The sequence below is a fragment of the Serratia sp. MF1(2023) genome, assembly GCF_030954545.1.
Taxonomy (GTDB): domain Bacteria; phylum Pseudomonadota; class Gammaproteobacteria; order Enterobacterales; family Enterobacteriaceae; genus Serratia; species Serratia sarumanii.
In genome coordinates this window covers 56,505-77,490 of record NZ_JAVHUX010000004.1, presented here as the reverse complement: position 1 = coordinate 77,490, position 20,986 = coordinate 56,505, and the positions used below count along the sequence as shown (strand labels likewise).

The following is a 20,986-nucleotide window of genomic DNA, read 5'->3' as shown; positions in this document are numbered from 1 at the left end:
CTTGCAGCCGGCCGGCGACCGGCCTACGTAGGGGAAAGGGCCGCTGCGAGAGAGGCCCGATACCGGTCAGAACGTTTCCCAGTTATCCTGCAGGTCGCTGGCGTTCATTTTCTTATGATTGATTACCGGTGTTACCGTCGCCTTGCTGGTGACAGGCGCTTTAAACTCTTCCTGGCCTTCCGCCCTCAGGCGGAATACCGCCACCGACTGGGTCAGCATGCTGGCCTGTTCTTCCAGCGCCGCCGCCGCCGAGGCGGACTCTTCCACCAACGAGGCGTTCTGCTGGGTCACGCGGTCCATTTCCGCTACCGCCTGGCCAACCTGATCGATCCCGCGGCTCTGTTCGTCCGAAGCCGAGGCGATTTCGCCCATGATGTCGGTCACGCGGGTGACGGCGTTGACGATGTCGCCCATGGTTTCGCCGGCGCTTTCCACCAGCACGGAACCCATATCGACGCGGCTGACCGAGTCTTCGATCAGGCCTTTGATCTCTTTGGCCGCCTGCGCGCTGCGCTGCGCCAGGTTGCGCACTTCACCGGCCACCACCGCGAAGCCGCGGCCCTGCTCGCCGGCGCGCGCCGCTTCCACCGCGGCGTTCAACGCCAGGATGTTGGTCTGGAAGGCGATGCCGTCGATCACGCCGGTGATATCGGCGATTTTCTGCGAGCTGCCGGCGATGTCGTGCATGGTCTGCACCACGTTGGCCACCACCTTGCCGCCCTTCTGCGCGGTTTCGGAGGCGCTCAGCGCCAGCTGTGAAGCCTGACGGGCGTTTTCGGCGTTCTGTTTCACCGTCGCGGTCAGCTGTTCCATGCTGGCGGCGGTCTCTTCCAGCGAAGCGGCCTGCTGCTCGGTGCGGGAGGAGAGATCGTTGTTGCCCGCGGCGATTTCAGACGCGCCGCTGTAGATGGCGTCCGCGCCCTGACGCACGCCGCTGACGGTTTCGATCAGTTCGCTTTGCATGTGTTTCAGGCTGGCCGCCAGCACGCCCATTTCGTTGCGGCTGGTGACGACGATCTGCTGAGTCAGGTCGCCGGCGGCGATCTGTTTGATGTGGTCAATCATGCGGTTCAGCGGGCGCACCAGGATATGATGGATGCCGGTCCAAACGAGCACGATCACGGCCAACACGACCAGCAACACGATCACCAGCGTCCAAATGGCCGAGGAGAACGACTTGTTGCTGTCTTCTACCGCGCCTTGGTACAGCTTGTCGTTTTGTGCCAGGTAGGTGTTGTAGATCTGCTCGAAGCCATCCTGATAGCTTTGTGTCGGTTGATCGAAGAAGGCATTGATTTTGCCTTCGCCCAACAGCTGAATCAGTTCGGTCAAAGCACCGTGCAAGATGTCATACTGTTGCTTGAATTTTTCCGCGGACTGCACGTCCTGACGCGGATCGAGAGGGATTTTTTCATAGGCGGCGTAATGCTGTTCCGCGACCGTCAGCATGCTCTTCGCCGAAGTCAACAGATCGGTGACGGTGGCACCGCTGCCGATTTTGTTGGTATCCATCATGTAACGAATACCCGCTCGGTTCAGGGTATTACGAGTCTGCAGCAGGTTGACCCAGCTTTCGTTCAATTCAGACTGCTGCTGGCGGATCGTTTGCAGGACGGTAAAGTTTTCCTTATCGCTTTTCAGCGAGGAGAAAAAGAGTCCGCCCGAAATCAACTGCAAGGCGCCAAACAGCACCAACACCAGCAACAGGCTGGTGACCACCTTCATACGATTTAACATGATTTCCCTTGTTGAAGCCCGCGCAGACAGGCTCTGATGACGTTGAATGTGAGAGTTATCGGCGCCGTGCGGCAAAACTTTATGCGGGAAAGTAACTATTTTTAGTGGGGGTTCCGGGCGCGGTCTGCGGCGCCGCGACAGGTCAGGAAGAGTGATGGATGAAGGGGGCAGCGCCCTGCCCCCTGGGGTCATGAATCAGACGCTTTTCGCCACGCTGTCGACCAGCGACATCTCTTCGCTGCTCAGCAGCTTTTCGATATCCACCAGGATCAGCATGCGCTCGCCCAGCGAACCGAGACCGGTGAGGTATTCGGTCGCCAGCGTCACCGCGAACTCCGGCGCCGGGCGGATCTGCTCGGCGGTCAGCGACAGCACGTCGGAAACGCCGTCGACCACGATGCCCACCACGCGCTGACCAAAGTTCAGCACGATCACCACGGTGTTTTCATCGTAAGACACGCTTTGCTGCGAGAATTTCACCCGCAGATCGATGATCGGGACAATCACGCCGCGCAGGTTGGTGACACCCTTGATGAACGCCGGCGTGTTGGCGATGCGGGTCACCTGATCGTAGCCGCGAATTTCCTGCACCTTGAGGATATCGATGCCGTACTCCTCATTGCCCAGGGTGAAAATCAGAAACTCTTGCCCTACCGTTTCGCCAGCCAATTTGCTGACGGCTGCCAATCCTGCCATATCATTCACCTTTTAAATCAATAAATTCATTATTATGCGGCGGCGTCCGTCAGACGCTTTTCACGGTTCAAGGTTTGCAACGCCGAGACATCGACGATCAAGGCCACGCTGCCGTCGCCCAAAATGGTCGCGGCGGAGATGCCCGGCACTTTGCGGTAGTTGCTTTCCAGATTCTTCACCACCACCTGGTGCTGGCCGATCAGTTGATCCACCAGCAACGCATAGCGGCGGCCGGCGCTTTGCAGGATAACGACGATGCCCTGCGTGGCGTCGGTTTTGGCGCCGTCCACTTCGAATACCCGATACAGCTCCACCAGCGGCAGGTATTCGCCGCGCACCTGCAGCACGCGTTCGCCCCCGGCCAGCGGATGCAAGTCTTCCGCCTGCGGCTGCAGCGACTCCATCACCGCGTTCAGCGGCAGGATAAAGACTTCGTCGTTCACCTTGACCGACATGCCGTCGAGGATCGCCAGCGTCAGCGGCAGCAGGATGCGGATGGTGGTGCCTTTGCCGGCCTGCGAACGGATCTCGACGTGGCCGCCCATCTCCTGAATATTCCGTTTCACCACGTCCATGCCGACGCCGCGGCCGGAAACGTCGGTCACCTGCTCGGCGGTGGAGAAGCCCGGCGCGAAGATCAGCATGCCGACTTCTTCGTCGCTCATGCTGTCGCTCACCGCCAGCCCTTGCGACGCGGCCTTGGCGAGAATTTTTTCGCGGTTCAGGCCGGCGCCGTCGTCGATAACCTCAATACAGATGTTGCCGCCCTGATGTTCGGCCGACAGCACCAGATTGCCCACCGCCGATTTGCCGGCGGCGATGCGGGTGGCCGGCTCTTCGATACCGTGATCGAGGCTGTTGCGCACCAGGTGCGTCAACGGATCGATGATGCGTTCGATCAGGCTCTTGTCCAGTTCGGTCGAGCTGCCCTGCAGCGTCAGCTCCACCTGCTTGTTCAGCTTGCCGGCCAGATCGCGCACCAGGCGCGGGTAGCGGCTGAAGACGTATTCCATCGGCATCATGCGGATCGACATCACCGACTCCTGCAGATCGCGCGCGTTACGCTCCAGCTGGCTCATGCTGTTCAGCAGATCGCCGTGGTTGACCGGATCGAGCGTGCCGGAGCGCTGCGCCAGCATCGACTGGGTGATCACCAGCTCGCCCACCAGGTTGATCAGCTGATCCACCTTTTCCACCGCCACACGAATGCTGGTGGACTCGCTCGCCTTGGCGCGCGCTTTCGGCGCTTCCGCCGCTGCGGCGGCCGGTTTGGCGGCAGGCGGCGCGGCGCTGGCGACCGGCGCTGGCGCAGGTTCCGGCACGGCGACCGCTGCCGGTAAGCTAGCTTCTGCGGCGGCCGGTTCGCTCGGCGTCGGCGTCGAGAAGCTGATTTGTTCCGGTTCCAGCACGAAGCACAGCACGGCGCTGATGTCGTCTTCGCTGGCGGAGGTGAGCAACGTCACGTCCAGACTGTGTTCCGTCTGATGAGGGTCTTTAACCTCACCGAGGTTGCCCAGCTCTTCCAACATCAAGGGAATTTCACTGGCTTTCAGCCCGTTCAGGCTGATGCGCATGCCGCCTTCGATCGCCGCCGGCGCAGCCGCCGGCTTCACGACAGGCTGCTGAACGGCCGGTTGAGCCGCGGGCGCCGCCTGCTGCTGTTGCGCTTCCAACGCCAGCTGGCGCAGCGCCTGGCAAATGTATTCAAAGCTTTCGGCGTCAGGCTGTTGCGAGGTTTTATAGGCGTCCAGTTGCTCCTGCATAATGTCTTTGGTTTCCAGAAACAGGTTGATAATCTCGGTGCTCAGGCTCATTTCCTGGCGTCTTGCACCGTCCAGCAGGTTCTCCAGCAGGTGGGTGGTTTCCTGCAGCACCGAAAAGCCAAAGGTCGCCGCGCCGCCCTTGATCGAGTGCGCCGCGCGGAAGATGGCGTTCAACGGCTCGATATCGGGGGCCAGCGGATCCAGCTCCAGCAGATGTTGCTCCATGTCGGCCAGCAACTCGTCCGCCTCATCAAAGAAGGTCTGATAAAAATCGCTAATGTCCATGCTCACGGGGTCACCTCTGGCTGTGAGTCGCGGTTAGTCGGTGCGGGTGCGGCCGCCGGTTGTTCCGGCGCCTGATCGGCCGGGGCTATCGCCGGGGATGCCTGCGCTGGGACGCTCGGCGCTGGCGTTGACGCCGCCGGCTCCGGGGCTGCCGCCGAGGGCTCCGGCGTTTGGCTGGCCAGCGCAGTCGCCGACGGCGCCAGCTGTTTCAGGCTGTCCGGCTGGGCGATATCCATCGCGTTGCTTTCGGCATTTTCATGTTCGATGCCTTCTTGCGTTTGCTTATTCAGCACCAGCACGGTGATGCGACGGTTAATCGCGTCATCGGCGCCGTGCTGTTTCAGGCTCATGGTGGCCGCCATGCCCACCACCCGCAGCACCTTGCCTTCCGCCAGGCCGCCGGCGATCAGCTCGCGCCGGGAGGCGTTGGCGCGATCGGCCGACAGTTCCCAGTTGCTGTAGCCGCGCTCGCCGCTGGCGTAAGGGATATCATCGGTGTGGCCGGACAGGCTGATCTTGTTGGGCAAATCGTTGAGGATCGGCGCTATCGCCCGCAGAATATCGCGCATATAGCTCTCGACCTGCGCGCTGCCGGTTTTGAACATCGGCCGGTTTTGGCTATCGATAATCTGGATGCGCAGCCCCTCGTCCATCATGTTGATCAGCAGATGCGGGCGCAGCGCCTTCAGGCGCGGATCGGACTCAATCAACTCATCCAGCTTTTCGCGCAGCTTGTTCAGGCGCAGCTCTTCGGCGCGCTTGTCCGGCGAATCGACCTGCTTTCTCACCAGGCCGTGCTGCTGCGTAGGATCGTCGCCGCCGCCCGGGATCGGGCTGCTTTCGGAGCTGCTCTTGTCGCCGCTGGTCAGGGCCACCTTGAGCGGCGTGCGGAAATATTCGGCGATTTGCGTCAGCTCCTGCGGGCTGGCGATCGCCAGCAGCCACATCACCAGGAAGAACGCCATCATCGCCGTCATAAAGTCGGCATAAGCGATCTTCCAGGAGCCGCCGTGATGGGCGGCATGATGTGACTTGCGCTTTCTGACCAGAACGACCGGATGATTCTGTTTCATGCTTCTTCTTCTTCCGTCGCCTGCTGCGCCGGCGCTTTCACGCGGCGCACGTGTTCTTCCAGCTCAACGAAAGAAGGACGTTCGGTGGTATACAGCGTTTTGCGGCCAAACTCGACGGCGATCTGCGGCGCGTAGCCGTTCAGGCTCGACAGCAGCGTGACCTTGATGCACTGCATCATCTTGACGTTTTCGGCGCTCTTCTGGCGCAGCAATGTGGCCAGCGGCGAGATGAAGCCGTAGGCCAGCAGAATGCCGAGGAAAGTACCGACCATGGCGTTGGCGATCAGCGCGCCCAGTTCCGCGGCCGGCCGATCGGCCGAAGCCAGGGCGTGCACCACCCCCATCACCGCCGCGACGATACCGAACGCCGGCAAGGAGTCGCCCACCATCGCCAGGCTGCCGGCGGGCACTTCGCTTTCCTGCTCGTAGGTTTCGATCTCTTCGTCCATCAGCGCTTCGATCTCGAACGCATTCATATTGCCGCTCACCATCAGCCGTAAATAGTCGGTAATGAACTCCACCAGGGTGTTATCGGCAAGGATGCGCGGATAATTAGAAAAAATTTCACTTTCTTGCGGATTATCGATATCGAACTCGAGCGACAGCATGCCCTGCTGGCGCGATTTGGCCAGCAGGCGGAACAGCAGCGCCATCAGATCCATGTACAGATCTTTGTTGTATTTGGAACGGCGCATCAGCCGCGGCAGCGCGCGCAGCGTGGCTTTGATTGCCTTGCCGTTGTTGCCGACGATGAAAGCGCCGACCCCCGCCCCGCCGATAATCAGAAACTCCGCCGGCTGATACAACGCACCGAGATGGCCGCCCACGATCAGGTAGCCGCCAAACACCGCACCCAATACCACCAGATAACCCAAAATAACTAGCACACGCATTCCTTAAATTAACAATGTGGATGGAAGGTGGGGCAAACGCGCCCTGGCGCACAGACCAGGCTGCGTGTCTGGGGGCGGCATGCCGCCCCTGCGTATCACACGTCGGTATTCATTGCCGAGAGCCGGCAATGTGGCGGCTCAAATGGCGCGTTTGACCTGCTCGTCCAGCAGTTGAGGAATAATATCGGCCAGTTGCGGCGAAAGTTTACGTCTTTTTACGGCGCGGGATGGGGGTTGGCATAAACTGCAGATGAAACCGTTCAGCGGCTGGTGCGCGTGGGTGATAAATGCGCCGCCGCAGCAGCTGCAGGCAGAGAGCTGCAGCATGCCGCTGTCGACGAAACGCACCAGCGTCCAGGCACGGGTCAGCGCCAGCAACGGCGCCTCACCGGCCTGCTGAGGACACTGCTCCAGGTAGAGGCGATAGGCTTTGATCACCGCCTCCACTCCGCTGCACTGCCCGCTTTTCATCAGAAACAGGTAGGCGTTGTAAAACATCGACGAGTGAATATTTTGTTCCCAGGTCATAAACCAGTCGGTTGAGAACGGTAACATTCCTTTTGGCGGCGGGCTGCCGCGTAACTCCTTGTAAAGTTTAATCAAGCGCCCGCGGCTGAGCTGGGTTTCGCTCTCCAGCATCTGCAATCGGGCTCCCAGCGAAATCAGCTCCATGGCGAGCTGAATGTCCTTGGCTTCTTGAACGATACTTTTCTCAACCATCATCAGGCTCTTTTCTTCGTCGGGCTAGCGTCTTTACTCGATAGCTCTTGCAGTAAATGGCTTGATAGCAAAATGCCGGTATGGATTTGTTGCAGATCGTCGACGCGCGACTCTTTGGTCAGGCGTTCGATGGTCTGGCTTTCGTTAAAGCGGAAGTGGCAAACCAGCTGGTTGGTCTCGGCCAGTTTAACCATTTGCGGCAAAGTCAGCTGCGCCAGCGCATCGGCCATGGCTTCATCAATACCAAGACGGAACATCGCGGAGGCTTTTTCATCGTTGATCAAACGCTGTGCTAAAAGTAAATATGACAGATTGATGTCATAAATATGCTTAAGTAATTCAGACGTACCCATATTCCCCATCCCGACAGACTATGTTTAAAAACATACGCTGGGTGATAAATTTTATCGCCCGTGACCTGGGTTGTTTCCCAAAGCTGGCAAATTAATCTCTCAAAAACGACTGCTATAATTTTCAACAATCGCTAAATTTGACCACTGTTCAGTATTTGCTACGAGCGTAAACCAACGTGTATGGATGTACAGCATTCTGCTTCGATAGTGTTTAGTCACCATGAAACTATTTTTACAAATTTAATAAGATTATTCCTAAAGCAGCGCAACTCTACCCCCGAACCATTAGCACACACAATGTAAGTGAGAGGCAATTTTAAATACAATGTGACATAGATCACAAAAATAAAAAATAATTAAGCCAAATACACCCAAATACGCTCGCTTATTGACCGCCATTTTGTTCACAAAATAGCCATAGGTAAAAAAACGTCTTAAAAACAATGTTTATCCGCCAAAAAATTATCTTTTTTAGATCAATTCGAACAAAAGCATCACCAAACCAAAATAACAGAACAAAAATCTGTATATAGGCGACAAACTCAGTATAAATAACCATTTGAGTTACTAAAAAATATCCAAGCTGAAAAATAACCTGCGTAAACTATAAGGTTATTAGCTATCGGATTTGACTTAAGCCCTCAGCCTGAAGCTGTTCTAATTTTCCACATCAGGTGATTATGGCTTATCAATGATTCGCAGGCGTAGTGAACAAGCTAACAGACGTAACGATATGTTTCCGTATTAGCGCGATGCAAGAATGCTTTTTCTACATTAGAGTTCCCCAAAACGACATATCGGCAGCAATCCATAAAACTTTAATGCCTTTTATTTCTTTTTCTGTCGCCGTGATAATTCTCTCTCCCCCAGAGATTATTTACATGGCTTACGTTTTCATCACTTCATTGTCATAAAATAAAACGCAGTTTTGTTTTACTCTTCATATTTCCCCATCGAGAAAAACGGCTTTTCAGCGCAAGCGACGACGACAAACACCGCCCAATGCCGCAGCGGCACCACGGACGGTGAAAAAATCACCGCAAAAGATGGCCTGGCGCGGCGCCGCGAGCTTGTGCACGGCAAGAACGACGACGCGTCGGCCGTCAGCCGCCCTGAGACTTTCCCTATTTATCCGTTTATCAGCAGGATGAGATTGCTGACGGCGCACTGGCATATTATGATTTATCAAAGCGCCGTTACGTGCGGCGTGACATCATTACCCGGTGCAATTTATCTACTTGAAATGATTTTTGTCAGGTCGTACATCGCTGCCTCGACGGCGTCGCCGTGAGCCGCCGATGTGTTATTCACCCGGCTTTAACTATTAACAGGCTATATTTTAATCATGACCGATACGCTCGAATATCTGCTGACATTCCGTAAATGCTCCTCTTTGGACAGCCTGGAGAAGGTGTACGACAAACTGAACTACTCCATTGAAAATGATAAAGAAATGAGCAACATGTACCGCGCCGCCGACCACCGTCGCGCCGAGCTGGTTGCCGGTAAATTGTTCGATCTGGGCAAGGTGCCGAAAACGCTGTGGGCGCAGGTGCTTTAATTCAGTGAAATTACGTGCGGCAACGGTTTTATCTTTTATTGCTATATAACCGGGGTAAATTCGGCTTTTATTGCCGCGCGTGATGCGAAACACATTTATTCCCCCCGCCAGGCTCTACCCTTATCCGACGCAGTACCTCCGCCAAGGCCGCCGATGCGGCAGCCTGAAATGCGATGGATACAACAAGGAGTGGGATATGGGGTATCAAAACGTTCTGGTCACCGTCGCCGTTGCCCCTGACAGCCACCGCCTGGTGGAAAAAGCCGTCTCCATCGTCCGCCCTTACGGCGGCAGCATCACCTTGTTAAGCACCCTCGCCAACCCGGAAATGTACAATAATTTCGCCGGGCCGATGCTGGGGGATTTGCGCTCGTTGATGGAGGAGGAAACCCGGCTGTTTATGGCGGAACTGCGTCAACGCGCCGGTTACCCGATCGCCGATGCGCTGATCGTGCACGGCGAGCTGGGTGACAGCCTGGAATACGCCAGCCGCCGTCAGCCGTTCGACCTGCTGATCTGCGGCAATCATCGCGACGGCATGATGAATAAGGTCTCCTGTTCCGCCGCCCGCTTTATCAATATCAGCCATATCGACGTGCTGATCGTTCCGCTCTAAGGCTAAGCACATTCGGTAACGTTGCCTTGCCGCCCCTGGACTAGGCTTAACGCATCTTGTTTGTCGCAACGCAAAGGAGCTTTCGATGTCCCCTTCTTCTCAACAGAACCGCCGCTTCCTGCTGGCCTCGCGTCCGCACGGTGAACCGACGGCGGCCAACTTCCGTCTCGATACCGTCCCCGCACCGCAGCCCGGCGCCGGACAGCTGGTGCTGCGCACCGTTTATCTGTCGCTGGATCCTTATATGCGCGGGCGCATGAGCGATGCCCCCTCCTACGCGCCGCCGGTGGAGATCGGTCAGGTGATGGTGGGCGGCACGGTATCGCGCGTAGCGGCTTCACAGCATCCCGATTTCAACGTCGGCGATTGGGTGTTGGGTTATGACGGCTGGCAGGATTACGCCCTGTCTGACGGCAGCGGCCTGCGCAACCTCGGCCCGCACCTGCCGCATCCTTCCCGCCTGCTGGGCGTGCTGGGCATGCCGGGATTTACCGCTTACATGGGGCTGCTCGACATCGGCCAACCGCAGGCGGGAGAAACGCTGGTGGTGGCCGCCGCCAGCGGGGCGGTCGGTTCGGTGGTCGGCCAAATCGGTAAGCTGAAAGGCTGCCGCGTCGTCGGCATCGCCGGCGGGGCGGAAAAATGCCGCTATGTGGTGGAAGAGTTGGGTTTCGACGCCTGCATCGATCACCGCGCCCCTGACTTTGCCGAACAGCTGGCGGCCGCCAGCCCTAAAGGCATCGACATCTATTACGAAAACGTCGGCGGGGCGGTGTTCGACGCCGTACTGCCGCTGTTGAACACCAAAGCGCGCGTTCCGGTGTGCGGCATCATCGCCCATTACAATGCCACCGGGTTGCCTGCGGGGCCGGATCGCTTGCCGCTGCTGGAGGGGCTGATCCTGCGCAAACGCATCCGTATGCAGGGCTTTATCATCTTCGACGACTACGGCTCACGCTTTGACGAGTTCTTGCAACAAATGAGCAGTTGGGTCGAGGAGGGGAAAATCAAGTTCCGCGAGGACATCGTCGACGGGCTGGAGCAGGCGCCGCAGGCGTTTATCGGCCTGCTGCAGGGCAAGAATTTCGGCAAGCTGGTGATCCGCGTCGCCGACGAATAACCTCTAGCAGGGCGTGGTACACCACGCCCTGCTTTTAGTCGCCGAATCGCACATCCTCCTCTACCGTCCTCGGCCGTCAGCGTCACCTGCACGATAGTGCGCACCGCTTCCACCCTCGTCGCCAGCGCCCTGCTCGGCTTGCCCGGATGCGCCGCCACCGGCAAACGCGCAACGCGTACGCATTCTCCCGCTGCCTGACGAATTGGCCATCACGTCTTTCCCCATTGAGCCGATCGCCGGCCGGCAGGCAAAGCGCGACCCGGTCTTAATCTGGCTCTGCGGCCTGATAAGCCAAATCGCCTTCGTTCCCTGTCCACATTAATAATTGCTGCATTATCAATCGTTCAACCCCTCGACCAACGGCCTGCAGAGGGGGCTTTCCACGCCCACCAAATAGGAATCATCCGAATTAACATTCGTAAAATTTATATATTTGATCATATTTAAGTGGCAAATGGTAAGGATAAAAAACAGTCAGTGACTTTTTTTACGTAAAAAAAGAGTTGTCTTATAAGCATGTTGACTTAAGTGTTACAGATTTATTTTTTGGTATTACCAATTATCCAATAATTTGAGATAAAAAATGATCTGCTCGCATGTATATGTTTTAGATGATTAAAACCAAGATCGTGAGCAAGTTAACGAATTGAGCATTGATCCACAAGGCTATTTTGCAAATGCAGAGCTCTATTGTAGACTGCACAAATCGTGCCTTTGTGTAAACTTTGTTAAATCTTTCGTCAGTTCCTGTCTCTATTCGTGACAGATACGCCATCGGGATCGCGCGTCAATTCTCGTGCGGTAGCTATGCCTAAAGCGGGGAATAGTATGGATCGCCTTATCATTGCGCACACGCCTTTGCCCTCCCATCAGCTGTTGTTCAGAAGCCTTTCCGGTGAGGAAAAACTGGCCGGATTGTTCGAGTTCGACGTCGAGCTGCTCAGCCCCGACAATCGGCTCGATCTGAAAGCGCTGCTGGGACAAAAAATCACGTTGGAGCTGCGGGGCAATCCGCTGGCGCCGCGCTATCTCAACGGCAATATCACGCGCATGACCCTCTCCGGAAGGGAAGCCGGCGGCAACCGTTACTATATCTACCGCGCCGTGCTGCGCCCCACGCTGTGGTATCTGACGCAAAACCGCGATTTCCGCATCTACCAGGAAAAGACCGTTCCCGACATCCTGACTCAGGTGCTGGGGCAGTATCAGGTGAAAATCGATAATCGCCTGAGTTACGACTACCGCATCTGGGGGTACTGCGTGCAGTACCAGGAGAGCGATTTCGATTTCATCAGTCGCCTGATGGAACACGAAGGCATCTATTACTATTTCACGCACCAGCAAGACGGCCATACGCTGGTGCTGGCTGACGCGCCGTCGGCGCATCAGGAACTCGCCGGCTACGCCAGCATTCCCTATCAGCTCGCGGAAGGCGGCCTGGTGGAAAACAAAGACAGCATCAACAGCTGGAGCGTTTCGGACGCCATCACGCCCAGCCTGTATAGCCTGGATGACTACGATTTTCGCAAGCCGCGCGCGCGGTTGCTGGAGGCGCGGCAGAATCCCGCCTCGTTCGCGCAGGACAAAGCCGAGGTGTTCGACTGGCCCGGGCGTTATACCGATCACGCCCACGGCCAGTTTTACGTCAAGGTTCGCCAGCAGGAGTTCGAAGCGCAGCACGAGCAGATGAGCGGCGAAGGCAGTTCGCAGGGCATTGCGCCCGGCTACCGTTTTCAACTGATCCAGGCGCCGCGTATGGAGGACAACCGCGCCTACCTGGTGGTCAGCGCGCATTACTTCATGCAGGAAAACAGCTACGCCAGCAATGATAACGACGTCGGCGAGCAGCGTACCGAATTTCAGGTCGTTCCGGCGGACATCAATTGGCGCCCGGCGCGCATCACGCCCTGGCCGAAAACCCACGGCCCGCAAACTGCCGAAGTGGTGGGGCCGGAAGGCGAAAGCATCTGGACCGATAAGTATGGCCGGGTGAAACTCAAATTCCGTTGGGATCGCCACGGCAGCGGCAATGAAACCAGTTCCTGCTGGGTGCGCGTCTCCAGCGCCTGGGCCGGCTGGAAATACGGCGGGATCCAGATCCCGCGCGTGGGCGAAGAAGTGGTGGTCGACTTTATCAACGGCGATCCGGATCGCCCTATCATCACCGGCCGCGTTTACAACGAAGACAGCATGCCGCCGTGGGATCTGCCCGGCGACGCCACCAAAATGGGCTTTATGAGCCGCAGCAAAGGCGGCGGCGCCGACAACGCCAGCTTCCTGTTCCTGGAAGACTCGCCCGGCAACGAATCTTTCGACATGCACGCCGAACGCAACATGAACATGACGGTGGAAAACGACAAGAACGTCAATATTGACGGCAGCCGCACCACCACCATCGGCCGCAAGCAGGACGACACCGTCACCGGCAACGCCACGTTCCTGTACAAAGCGAAACGCACCACCACCGTCGATGGGCTGGAAACCGCCAACCTGAACGCCCACCAGACGGTGAACATCAAAGGCGGCCGCGACCTGACGATTATCGACGGCGGCGATAAAATCGACATCACCGGCAATCAGTCCTTTAAGCTTGACGGCGCGCAGACGCAAAACATTACGCAGACCCAACACGTCACGGTGAAGGGCAATCAGACCCTCGACATTACCGAAGGGCAACAAACCAGCACCATCAAGCAAGGGCAAACGGTCAACATCACCTCCGGCGGGCAGCACACCACCATCACCGCCGGCGGGCAGGAATTGACGGTTAAAGGCGGCGGCCAAACCGCTACCGTCACCGGGAATGTCACCGAGACCTACAAAAACGATCAGAGCACGACGATCACCGGTACGCTGACCATCAAAGCGAAAACGATCAACATCACCAGCGCGGACGGCGTGTCGGTGCAGACACCGAGCTGGAAAGATAACTGCCACGGTTGGAAATGGGTGGCGACCGGAGCCAACTTCGCCTTCTACGGCTCCAATCTTGCGTTGACAGGAGCCAGCCTGAAACACACGATGCTGGATATCTCGCACAATCCGCTGGCGATCAGCAAAACCAATTTCAAGCTCAGTAACGATCCCATGACGTTCACTCAGCTTGGCGCGCTGGTGACCAACGGCGCCTTACGGTTGAGCACCAAGGCGCTGGCGATCTTTTTATAAAGGGACTCCCATGTCGAAGGCCAAAAATGTTCTCACCGTTATCGGGTTGATTTTATTGGCTCCTATCCTCAGCCTGGTGGGTTTTTTCAAATTCATCACGGTCGATATCTGGGGTTATTTCAAACATATCGGTTCTTCCCTCAGCGTGATGGAGAACGGTATTTCCGCCTCCGGGCAAATCGTCAGCATTCGCCAGACCAACCTGTGGGACGGGAATCGGCCGGTCTGCGAAGTCGAAGTCAAATACATCGCCCAAGACGGAAAAAACCATACGGCCGTGGCGAAAGGCCCAATTAGCGTCGTGGATCTGCCGCGTTATCAGCCGGGCCATTTCACCGCGATCAAGTACGACCCGAAGAACCCCAAAAAAGCGGTGATCGAAGAGCTTTCCCGGCTTTGAGCGAAAAGGCTCCTTTCAATCACGCGATCCGATTGCAACGCTCTGCCAACGGCTTATCGTTCATCGGTTCGCTAACTCACCTTGCATAAGGAAGTGTCACGATGGGCGCGTTCATTGCCTTTTCGACGCAGGACAGCCTCTGGGGACAAATCCTGTTTACCTTCTTTGGCATCCTGGTTGGCTGCGTCTTGCTCGCCGCGATCGGCAAAACCTTTTTGTCGGCCAGCCGAGCGGCCGCGTTGCCTGCGCGGTTGCTGATCTTTGTCGCGCTGATGCTGGCGCTGCTGAAATACAACCAGCAGGTGATGTCTGCGGTGAATGCCCCCGCAGAATTGATCGGGTTCCTGATTTTGCCCGGCTTTTTGATGGGTTACCTGGGTGCGGCGCCCACCGGCAGACTGGCGCTGGCGATAGAGCTGCCCTGTTTTGCGGCGCTCGCCGCGCTGCTGATTCTGGGCACCGCCGACGTCGAATTTTTTGCCCCCTATCACCTGGAGAGCGCCGGCCAATTTATCGCCAAGGCGATCGCTGCGGCATTGTCCGTCGCCGCCGTGCTGTTGGCTCGCGGAATAAACGGGAAGGACGGCGCACTGTCCTCTTGATCATCCCTTTCGAAGCGGGGCCCTCCCCGCATTAACGATCGGCGCTGAACGCCACATCGTTTTCTTCATCTGTTGTGACATAGCCTGATATCTATTAAACCGAAAAACGGATTGTTTTTGAGCAGCAGCCTGGCTGCCAGCTGATATCCACAGGAAGCTTTACACACACAATGAAAGTCGTAAAACCTCTGCGCCTCAGCGCGCTTCATCGCCCCTTCTCTTGGCAAGGGCAAAACCATCTGGGCGTTTCCGTTTTGGCCTTGGCCGATATGGGGGCTTCCCCGCGCCTGCGCCCCGAACCGGAGCTGTGGCAGTTGGCCGCCGAAGAACTCACGCTGAGCGGCGGCGTGCTCGATTTGGCTATCCCCAAAGCCTGCGCGGAGTTTCTCGCCACCGGTAACGCCTACACCCACCATCAACAAGACAAAACCGCTTGCGCCGTAAAGATCCAGCTGGATTCGCTGGAAAAAACGCTGGTGGTTTTCGGCGATCGCCATTGGATCAACGATCGTCCCTCCACTCCCCTCCCTTTTGCAGAAATGCGTCTGGACTGGCGCCGGGCTTACGGCGGCACCCAGTTCGCCGATAATCCGCACGGCATCGGCGCCACTCCAGAAACATTTCCGCAGGGCCGTATCCATCGCCTACCCAATATTGAACCGCTGCAGGGGCGCCTCGCGTCTCCTCGGCAAAGCGCGCAACCGGCAAGCTTTGACGCGTTGGATATCACCTGGCCGCGCCGCTTCTCCCGCATCGGTAAAAACTACGACGCCGACTGGTTGAAAAACGGCTTTCCCGGCTTCGCCAACGATATCGACTGGCGCCTGTTCAACATGGCGGAAGGCGATCAGCAGTTTCCTCAACGCGACAGCTTGCCGCCCCGCGCCGCCTATCGAATTTGGAACATGCACCCTTCAGAACCGGTGCAGCAAGGTCATTTGCCGCCGTGGCGCACACGCTGTTTCATCAACCGGCTGCGCGGCGACGAAACGCATTTCGAAGAAATCGCGATGCGCCACACCACCGTCTGGTTCTTCCCCCATCGGGAACAGATGCTGCTGATTTATCAGGGCAGCACACGCATCAATGAAGACGATGCCGCCGACGTAATGCAGCTGATGCCGGCTTTGGAAATCGAAGGCGAGCCCCGCTCCACCGCGCATTATCGGCAGGTGTTGACCCAGCGGCTGGATAAGGAACGGGGGGCTCTGCACGCGTTTCGTGAGCAAGAGTTGTTGCCGGAAGCGTGCATCGGCGCCTGGCTGGATACGGAAACGCCGACGCAGCAAAGCCCGATGGCGGAAAATATCGCCGCCTACGAGCACCGGCAGCGCGAAGAGCACCGCCAGCGCCTGCTGCGTGAAGGCCAGGACATCGATGAACTGTTCCCGCTGCCGTCGCAAGACGCGCCGCCGAAGCTGGACGAGCTTGCCGAATTCGTCGAGCGTCTGGAAAGCCAGGCCGAGGCGCAGTATCAGGACATGCTCAAGCTGGCGCAAGCCGAGGGTATCGATCCGCGCAATCCCGGTGGGGATCACGTGCCGCCATCCGGTGCGGAAAGCTACCAGCAGCAGCGCGATCTGCTGTTCCAGGAGGCGCGCCGGCATCCCGACGCGTTCAGCGAAAAACAGCTGGGGGAAAGCGAGCGCGCGCTGCACCAAATGTATTTAATGTCGGCACAGGCGCAAAGCCCTGCGCTGCGTTTAAGCGGCGATCTGGCGCAAATCATTCGCCAACGCGTCACCGCCGCCATGCTGCGCGATAAGGATCTCAGCGGTCTTGATCTCACCGGCGCCGATCTGTCCGGCATGGATCTCTGCCAGGCTAACTTGCGCGGCGCTTTGCTGGAAAACGCCAATCTGCGCCAAACCCAACTGGTGGGTTGCGACCTTCGCGAGGCGATGCTGGCGCGCGCCGATCTCAGCGGTGCCGTCTTGCAGCAGGCCGATCTGAGCCACGCCTCTTTGGCCCTGGCGAAATGCGAAGCGACGGATTTCGGCGGCGCGCAGCTGAACGAAACCAACATTCAGCAAACGTTGTTTCAACGCTGCGATTTCACGATGGCCTCATTACGCGATTTGCTGGGATACGAAACCTTGCTCGGGCAGTGTGATTTCAGCCGCGCCACGCTGGCCAACATTACGCTGATGGAGCTGCAACTGGAGCAGCTGACATTCAGCCACGCCCGGCTCGAAAAAGTCAGCTTCGTCAAATGCCGCTTGCAGGCGGTGAACTTCGATCGGGCGCGGCTTGAAAGCTGCGCCTGGGTTGATACCGAGACGCAAAGCCTCAGTTTCCGCGCCGCACGCCTCACGGCCTGCGCCTTCGCGGCAAAGACGCTGCTGCCGCAGGCGGATTTCAGCGACGCGACGCTAAACCAGTGCAATTTACGCCAGATGCCGTTGCAGCGGGCCAATTTCAGCCGTGCACGTCTCAATAATTGCGACCTGTCGGAAACCCGGTTGAACGACGCCGATTTCCGTCAGGCCAACGGCAGCGGCAGCCTGTTCATTCGCAGCGATCTGTCTCGCGCCAACCTGCGCGACGCCAATTTCATTGCGGCGATCCTGCAAAAATGCGTGCTGTCGGGCGCCGACCTGCAGGGCGCCAATCTGTTCCGGGCCGACCTGTCGCAGTCGCAAGTGGATCAGGCGACCCGGCTCGAGGGCGCCTATACCGCCAGGGTGAAAACATTGCCTCGCCACAACGGGAAGGAAGTATGACCTCAAAGCCAGAGCAAATACGCCAGCGCGTGAAACGCGGCGAGCTGATTGCCGGTGAGGATTTGCACGGCCTGTCATTCGCCGGTATGGATTTGGCCGGCGGCATGTTCAACGAACTGAACCTGAACGGCGTGAACTTCTCCGATTGCGATCTGCGCGACAGCGTCTTCAGCAATTGCCGGCTCGAACAGGCGCAATTTGCACGGGCGAACCTGAAGCAAACGGCCTTCAACCAGTGCGCCATGTCGGGCGGCCGCTTCAGCGAGAGCCATATCGAACTGACGATGTTCAACGACTGCCGGCTTGAACAGGGCGACTTCAGCCGGCTGGCGCTCAACCAAAGCCACTGGATGTCATGCCAATTGGCCGGCGCGAATTTTTCCGCCACTCAGCACGATCGCACCACCTTTTACGAAAGCCCGCTCGACGGCGCTGCGTTGAATCAGGCGCGGTTATCTCTTGTCACGTTCTTCCGATTAAATCTCCGTGACACAAGGTTTGAAGGGGCAGATTTCGACCGCGTCACGTTTTTCGAATGTGACCACCGCGGCAAAAGTTACGCCGGGCAGCGCCTGATCGCCTGCCAGTTTACCGATAACCAACTGGACGACGTCGATTTCAGCCAGGCGACGCTGCGTCAAAGCAACTTCAAGGGCGCTTCGCTGCGGCGCGCCAACCTGGCGAGCGTGCAGGCGCAGCAGTCACTGTGGCTGGAGGCCAATCTGACCCACGCGCAGTGCCGCGGCGGGCAGTTCGATCAGGCGATCTTCAGCGAAGCGACGTTGGACGCCGCCAGCTTCAGCCAGGCGCGCCTGTATCAATGCGTATTCCAGCACAGCCGCGCGGCGCGCTGTGATTTCAGCGACAGCGACCTGACCTACGCCGACTTCTGTTATGCCGACATCGGCGCCGCCGATTTCCGCCGCGCGCGCTTTATGCGCACCCGCATGCACCGCGCCCATCAGCAGCAAACGCGCTGGGGCGATCGCAGCGGAATTCTCGAGCGCGACGAAGAGCTGTACGCCGCCGAAACCTGGAGCGCACAGCGCCAGAGCCGAATCTGAATGCATTGACCACTTCACGAGGGGATCACCATGAGCGTTGCCAACACAACCCGCGCCGTCAACATCGCACCGCCCCAGCAGGCCGCCGGCCAGGTCGTCAACCTGTTGCCGGACGGCAGTCTGGTGGTGGAGTGCGAAGGCCGCGGCTGGCATTGCCGCCGGGCGGCGAGCTGCCTGCTGACGCCGGCCCTCGGCGATAGCGTGCTGGTCGCCGGCTGCGGCCACCAGCTGTGGGCGATCGCCGTCCTCGAACGTGCGGAACCGCAAAGCGCGGCGCGGCTGAGCGTTGCGGGCGATCTGCATATCGAAACGCCAAACGGCTCGCTGTCGCTGCACGGCGCGCAGGCGCTGAAACTGAGCGGCGACGCCATGACGCTGCAGGCGAACAGCGGCGACTGCCAGGTCGACAAGATGAAATACAGCGGCGAAGAGCTGTCGGCCTTCGTCAGCATCAGCCGCCTGGTCGGCAAACGCTGCGAGTCGCTGTGGCATTCGGTCAGCCAGATCAGCCATTCGCTGTTCCGCAAAGTGCGCCAGACCGAGCACGTGCGCGCCGGGCAGCTGGATTACCAGGCGGAAGATTACGCCCGCATTCATGCCCGCAACACGCTCATTACTTCAAAAGACATCACCAAGCTGGATTCGGAACAAATCCACGTCGGATAACCTGCGGAGGCCTTTTATGTTTGCCAACAGCCAAATGATCGGCGTGGACCTGGCGTTTCCCGACGTCTGTCTGACGCCAAGCCCGGCGCCGGTGCCGGTGCCCTACCCGGATATCGCCCTGGCGCCGACCGCCATTCCGAACGCGTTCAACATTCTGTTCGTCGGCACCCCGGCGCACAACATGGCGACGGTGACGCCGCTGACCAACGGCGACAACCCCGGCGTGGCCACCGGCGTCGCCTCCGGGACGGTGATGGGGCCGTCCCGCCACCTGACCGGCGCCTTTACCGTGCTGCTCAAAGGCACCCCGGCCACCCGGCTGACCAGCCTCAGCCTGCAGAATTCCACCAACGCGCTCGGCATGCGCATCGTGCCGAGCCAATTAAAAGTGTTGCTGCTTGCGCCCTGATGACGGCGCCCTATTACACAGCCATTAAACAAGAAGAGGACATTGTGAAAACACGGATTACCCTGACGCTGCTGACCGCCCTGACGCTTGCCGGTTGTTCCACGCCGCCGCCACCGCCGCCGGCGCTCAATAACGACGCCATCGTCAGCAGTGAGGTCAACGGCGTCACGCTAAAGCACCGCGCCGCGGTGAGCGCGCCGCAACAGTTCAAGCCGATCGGTGAGGAGTACCGCAGCCTGTACGCCGCCAGCATCATGAGCAGCCCGAATTATACCGGCACCGCCGTCGGCAGCCTGGACAACGCCGCCGCGTTCTACGCGCTGGGCGAAGTGGAAAACAACTGGCTGGCGATCTCCGCCATCCGGGGCGGCGACCTGATGGGTTACATCCAGGCCAACGCCGGCGTACCGGAAGCGCGCTACAAATCGACGCTGCGCAAAGATCTGCCGCGCCGCGCGCGCTCCGCCAAACAGGACTGCGTCAAAGTCGGCGGCGACAGCAAGGCGTGTAAAAACGCCGGCTCAGCCACCTGGATCCTCCAGTAGTCAGCACGCCTGCGGGCGACGAGATTCCCATGATGACGACCCCTATCGCTTCCCGCTGGTGCGGGATGCTTTTTCTACTGCTGGGCGCACTGGCGCTCGGCGGCTGCATGTCTTCCGCCAAAAGCGTGCCGTCGCGTTACAGCCTGGTGTTCGATGCCGATCGCCAGGTCAACGCCGCCGCCGGCGCGCAACCGGCGCCGATAAAAATTCGCGTGCTGCTGCTGCGTTCGGATGCGGAATTCATGGATGCCGACTTCTTCAGTCTGCAAAACGACGCCAAAAGCGTGCTCGGCAACAGCCTGCTGGACAGCGATCAGTTCTTCCTGACGCCGGGCCAGAGCGGCAAAAAACTCGGTGGGCAAAGCGCGTTGGATGCGCGCTACATCGGCGTGATCGCCGAATATCAAAATCTGGACGGCAAAACCTGGCGCCTTTCACTGCCGCTGCCGGAACCCACCGAAACCAATTTCTACAAGGTATGGCAATTCTCGCCGGATGAGCTGGAAGCGCATATCGTCGCGGGCGTGAGTGGCCTGCGCCCCGTAAAAAAGGTCGACTGACCTACCGCTGCGCTGAAGCGAAGTAACTATAG

The 20,986-nt window shown here is 58.4% G+C and carries 20 protein-coding genes; 13 read left to right on the top strand and 7 right to left on the bottom strand.

Features of this window, described 5'->3' with window-relative positions; translation table 11 throughout:
* Positions 1-66: 66 nt before the first annotated feature.
* The 7 genes from tsr to flhD form a co-directional block, all read right to left on the bottom strand.
* Entirely contained in the window at positions 67-1,737 is a 1,671-nt protein-coding gene (gene tsr / locus REA38_RS01160; RefSeq protein WP_308884646.1) for a methyl-accepting chemotaxis protein, read from the bottom strand.
* 195 nt (positions 1,738-1,932) lie between these two features.
* Complete coding sequence (gene cheW, locus REA38_RS01155) at positions 1,933-2,433, bottom strand: chemotaxis protein CheW (protein WP_025303271.1); 501 nt, start codon at positions 2,431-2,433, stop codon at positions 1,933-1,935.
* A gap of 32 nt (positions 2,434-2,465) precedes the next feature.
* Positions 2,466-4,487, bottom strand: coding sequence for a chemotaxis protein CheA (gene cheA / locus REA38_RS01150; protein ID WP_060421524.1), 2,022 nt, complete (start codon positions 4,485-4,487; stop codon positions 2,466-2,468).
* Entirely contained in the window at positions 4,484-5,554 is a 1,071-nt protein-coding gene (motB, locus tag REA38_RS01145; protein ID WP_308884644.1) for a flagellar motor protein MotB, read from the bottom strand. The genes cheA and motB overlap by 4 nt, the downstream gene beginning before the upstream one ends.
* Entirely contained in the window at positions 5,551-6,441 is an 891-nt protein-coding gene (motA, locus tag REA38_RS01140; RefSeq protein WP_015378266.1) for a flagellar motor stator protein MotA, read from the bottom strand. The genes motB and motA overlap by 4 nt, the downstream gene beginning before the upstream one ends.
* Positions 6,442-6,585: 144 nt before the next feature.
* Positions 6,586-7,170, bottom strand: coding sequence for a flagellar transcriptional regulator FlhC (gene flhC / locus REA38_RS01135; protein ID WP_016927281.1), 585 nt, complete (start codon positions 7,168-7,170; stop codon positions 6,586-6,588).
* Positions 7,170-7,520, bottom strand: coding sequence for a flagellar transcriptional regulator FlhD (gene flhD / locus REA38_RS01130; protein WP_033647796.1), 351 nt, complete (start codon positions 7,518-7,520; stop codon positions 7,170-7,172). Before flhD ends, flhC begins: the two co-directional genes overlap by 1 nt.
* 928 nt (positions 7,521-8,448) lie before the next feature.
* Between flhD and REA38_RS01125 the strand changes: the two genes are divergently transcribed.
* The 13 genes from REA38_RS01125 (at position 8,449) to tssJ (ending at position 20,954) form a co-directional block, all read left to right on the top strand.
* Entirely contained in the window at positions 8,449-8,811 is a 363-nt protein-coding gene (locus REA38_RS01125) for a hypothetical protein (protein WP_308884642.1), read from the top strand.
* A 54-nt stretch (positions 8,812-8,865) separates the two neighbouring features.
* Positions 8,866-9,081: a transcription modulator YdgT gene (gene ydgT, locus REA38_RS01120; RefSeq protein ID WP_033635010.1), complete on the top strand. Its 216-nt coding sequence runs from the start codon at positions 8,866-8,868 to the stop codon at positions 9,079-9,081.
* A 196-nt stretch (positions 9,082-9,277) separates the two neighbouring features.
* Positions 9,278-9,697: a universal stress protein UspC gene (uspC, locus tag REA38_RS01115; protein WP_049194650.1), complete on the top strand. Its 420-nt coding sequence runs from the start codon at positions 9,278-9,280 to the stop codon at positions 9,695-9,697.
* An 85-nt stretch (positions 9,698-9,782) separates the two neighbouring features.
* Positions 9,783-10,817: an NADP-dependent oxidoreductase gene (locus REA38_RS01110; protein ID WP_060443096.1), complete on the top strand. Its 1,035-nt coding sequence runs from the start codon at positions 9,783-9,785 to the stop codon at positions 10,815-10,817.
* Between the two features lie 828 nt (positions 10,818-11,645).
* Positions 11,646-13,985 (top strand): type VI secretion system tip protein TssI/VgrG, encoded by a 2,340-nt coding sequence (locus tag REA38_RS01105; RefSeq protein WP_308884638.1) that lies wholly within the window; start codon positions 11,646-11,648, stop codon positions 13,983-13,985.
* Positions 13,986-13,995: 10 nt separating this feature from the next.
* Positions 13,996-14,385, top strand: a complete 390-nt coding sequence (locus REA38_RS01100; RefSeq protein ID WP_033647801.1) for a DUF3592 domain-containing protein — start codon at positions 13,996-13,998, stop codon at positions 14,383-14,385.
* 101 nt (positions 14,386-14,486) lie between these two features.
* On the top strand, positions 14,487-14,987 hold the full coding sequence (locus REA38_RS01095; protein WP_049194648.1) for a hypothetical protein: 501 nt from the start codon (positions 14,487-14,489) through the stop codon (positions 14,985-14,987).
* 170 nt (positions 14,988-15,157) lie between these two features.
* Positions 15,158-17,710: a DUF2169 domain-containing protein gene (locus REA38_RS01090; protein WP_308884634.1), complete on the top strand. Its 2,553-nt coding sequence runs from the start codon at positions 15,158-15,160 to the stop codon at positions 17,708-17,710.
* Positions 17,707-18,774, top strand: coding sequence for a pentapeptide repeat-containing protein (locus REA38_RS01085; protein ID WP_060437796.1), 1,068 nt, complete (start codon positions 17,707-17,709; stop codon positions 18,772-18,774). Before REA38_RS01090 ends, REA38_RS01085 begins: the two co-directional genes overlap by 4 nt.
* Positions 18,775-18,804: 30 nt before the next feature.
* A complete protein-coding gene (locus tag REA38_RS01080; RefSeq protein ID WP_161724666.1) occupies positions 18,805-19,440 on the top strand; it encodes a DUF3540 domain-containing protein in 636 nt (211 codons plus the stop codon).
* 16 nt (positions 19,441-19,456) lie between these two features.
* Positions 19,457-19,849 carry a DUF4150 domain-containing protein gene (locus tag REA38_RS01075; RefSeq protein WP_004934933.1) on the top strand — a complete coding sequence of 131 codons (393 nt, stop codon included), beginning with the start codon at positions 19,457-19,459 and terminating at the stop codon, positions 19,847-19,849.
* Positions 19,850-19,893: 44 nt separating this feature from the next.
* Positions 19,894-20,394, top strand: a complete 501-nt coding sequence (tagV, locus tag REA38_RS01070) for a type VI secretion system accessory protein TagV (protein WP_308884633.1) — start codon at positions 19,894-19,896, stop codon at positions 20,392-20,394.
* A 29-nt stretch (positions 20,395-20,423) separates the two neighbouring features.
* The gene (gene tssJ, locus REA38_RS01065) at positions 20,424-20,954 is read left to right on the top strand and encodes a type VI secretion system lipoprotein TssJ (protein WP_050595943.1); all 531 of its coding nucleotides are present in this window, start codon (positions 20,424-20,426) and stop codon (positions 20,952-20,954) included.
* Positions 20,955-20,986: the final 32 nt, after the last annotated feature.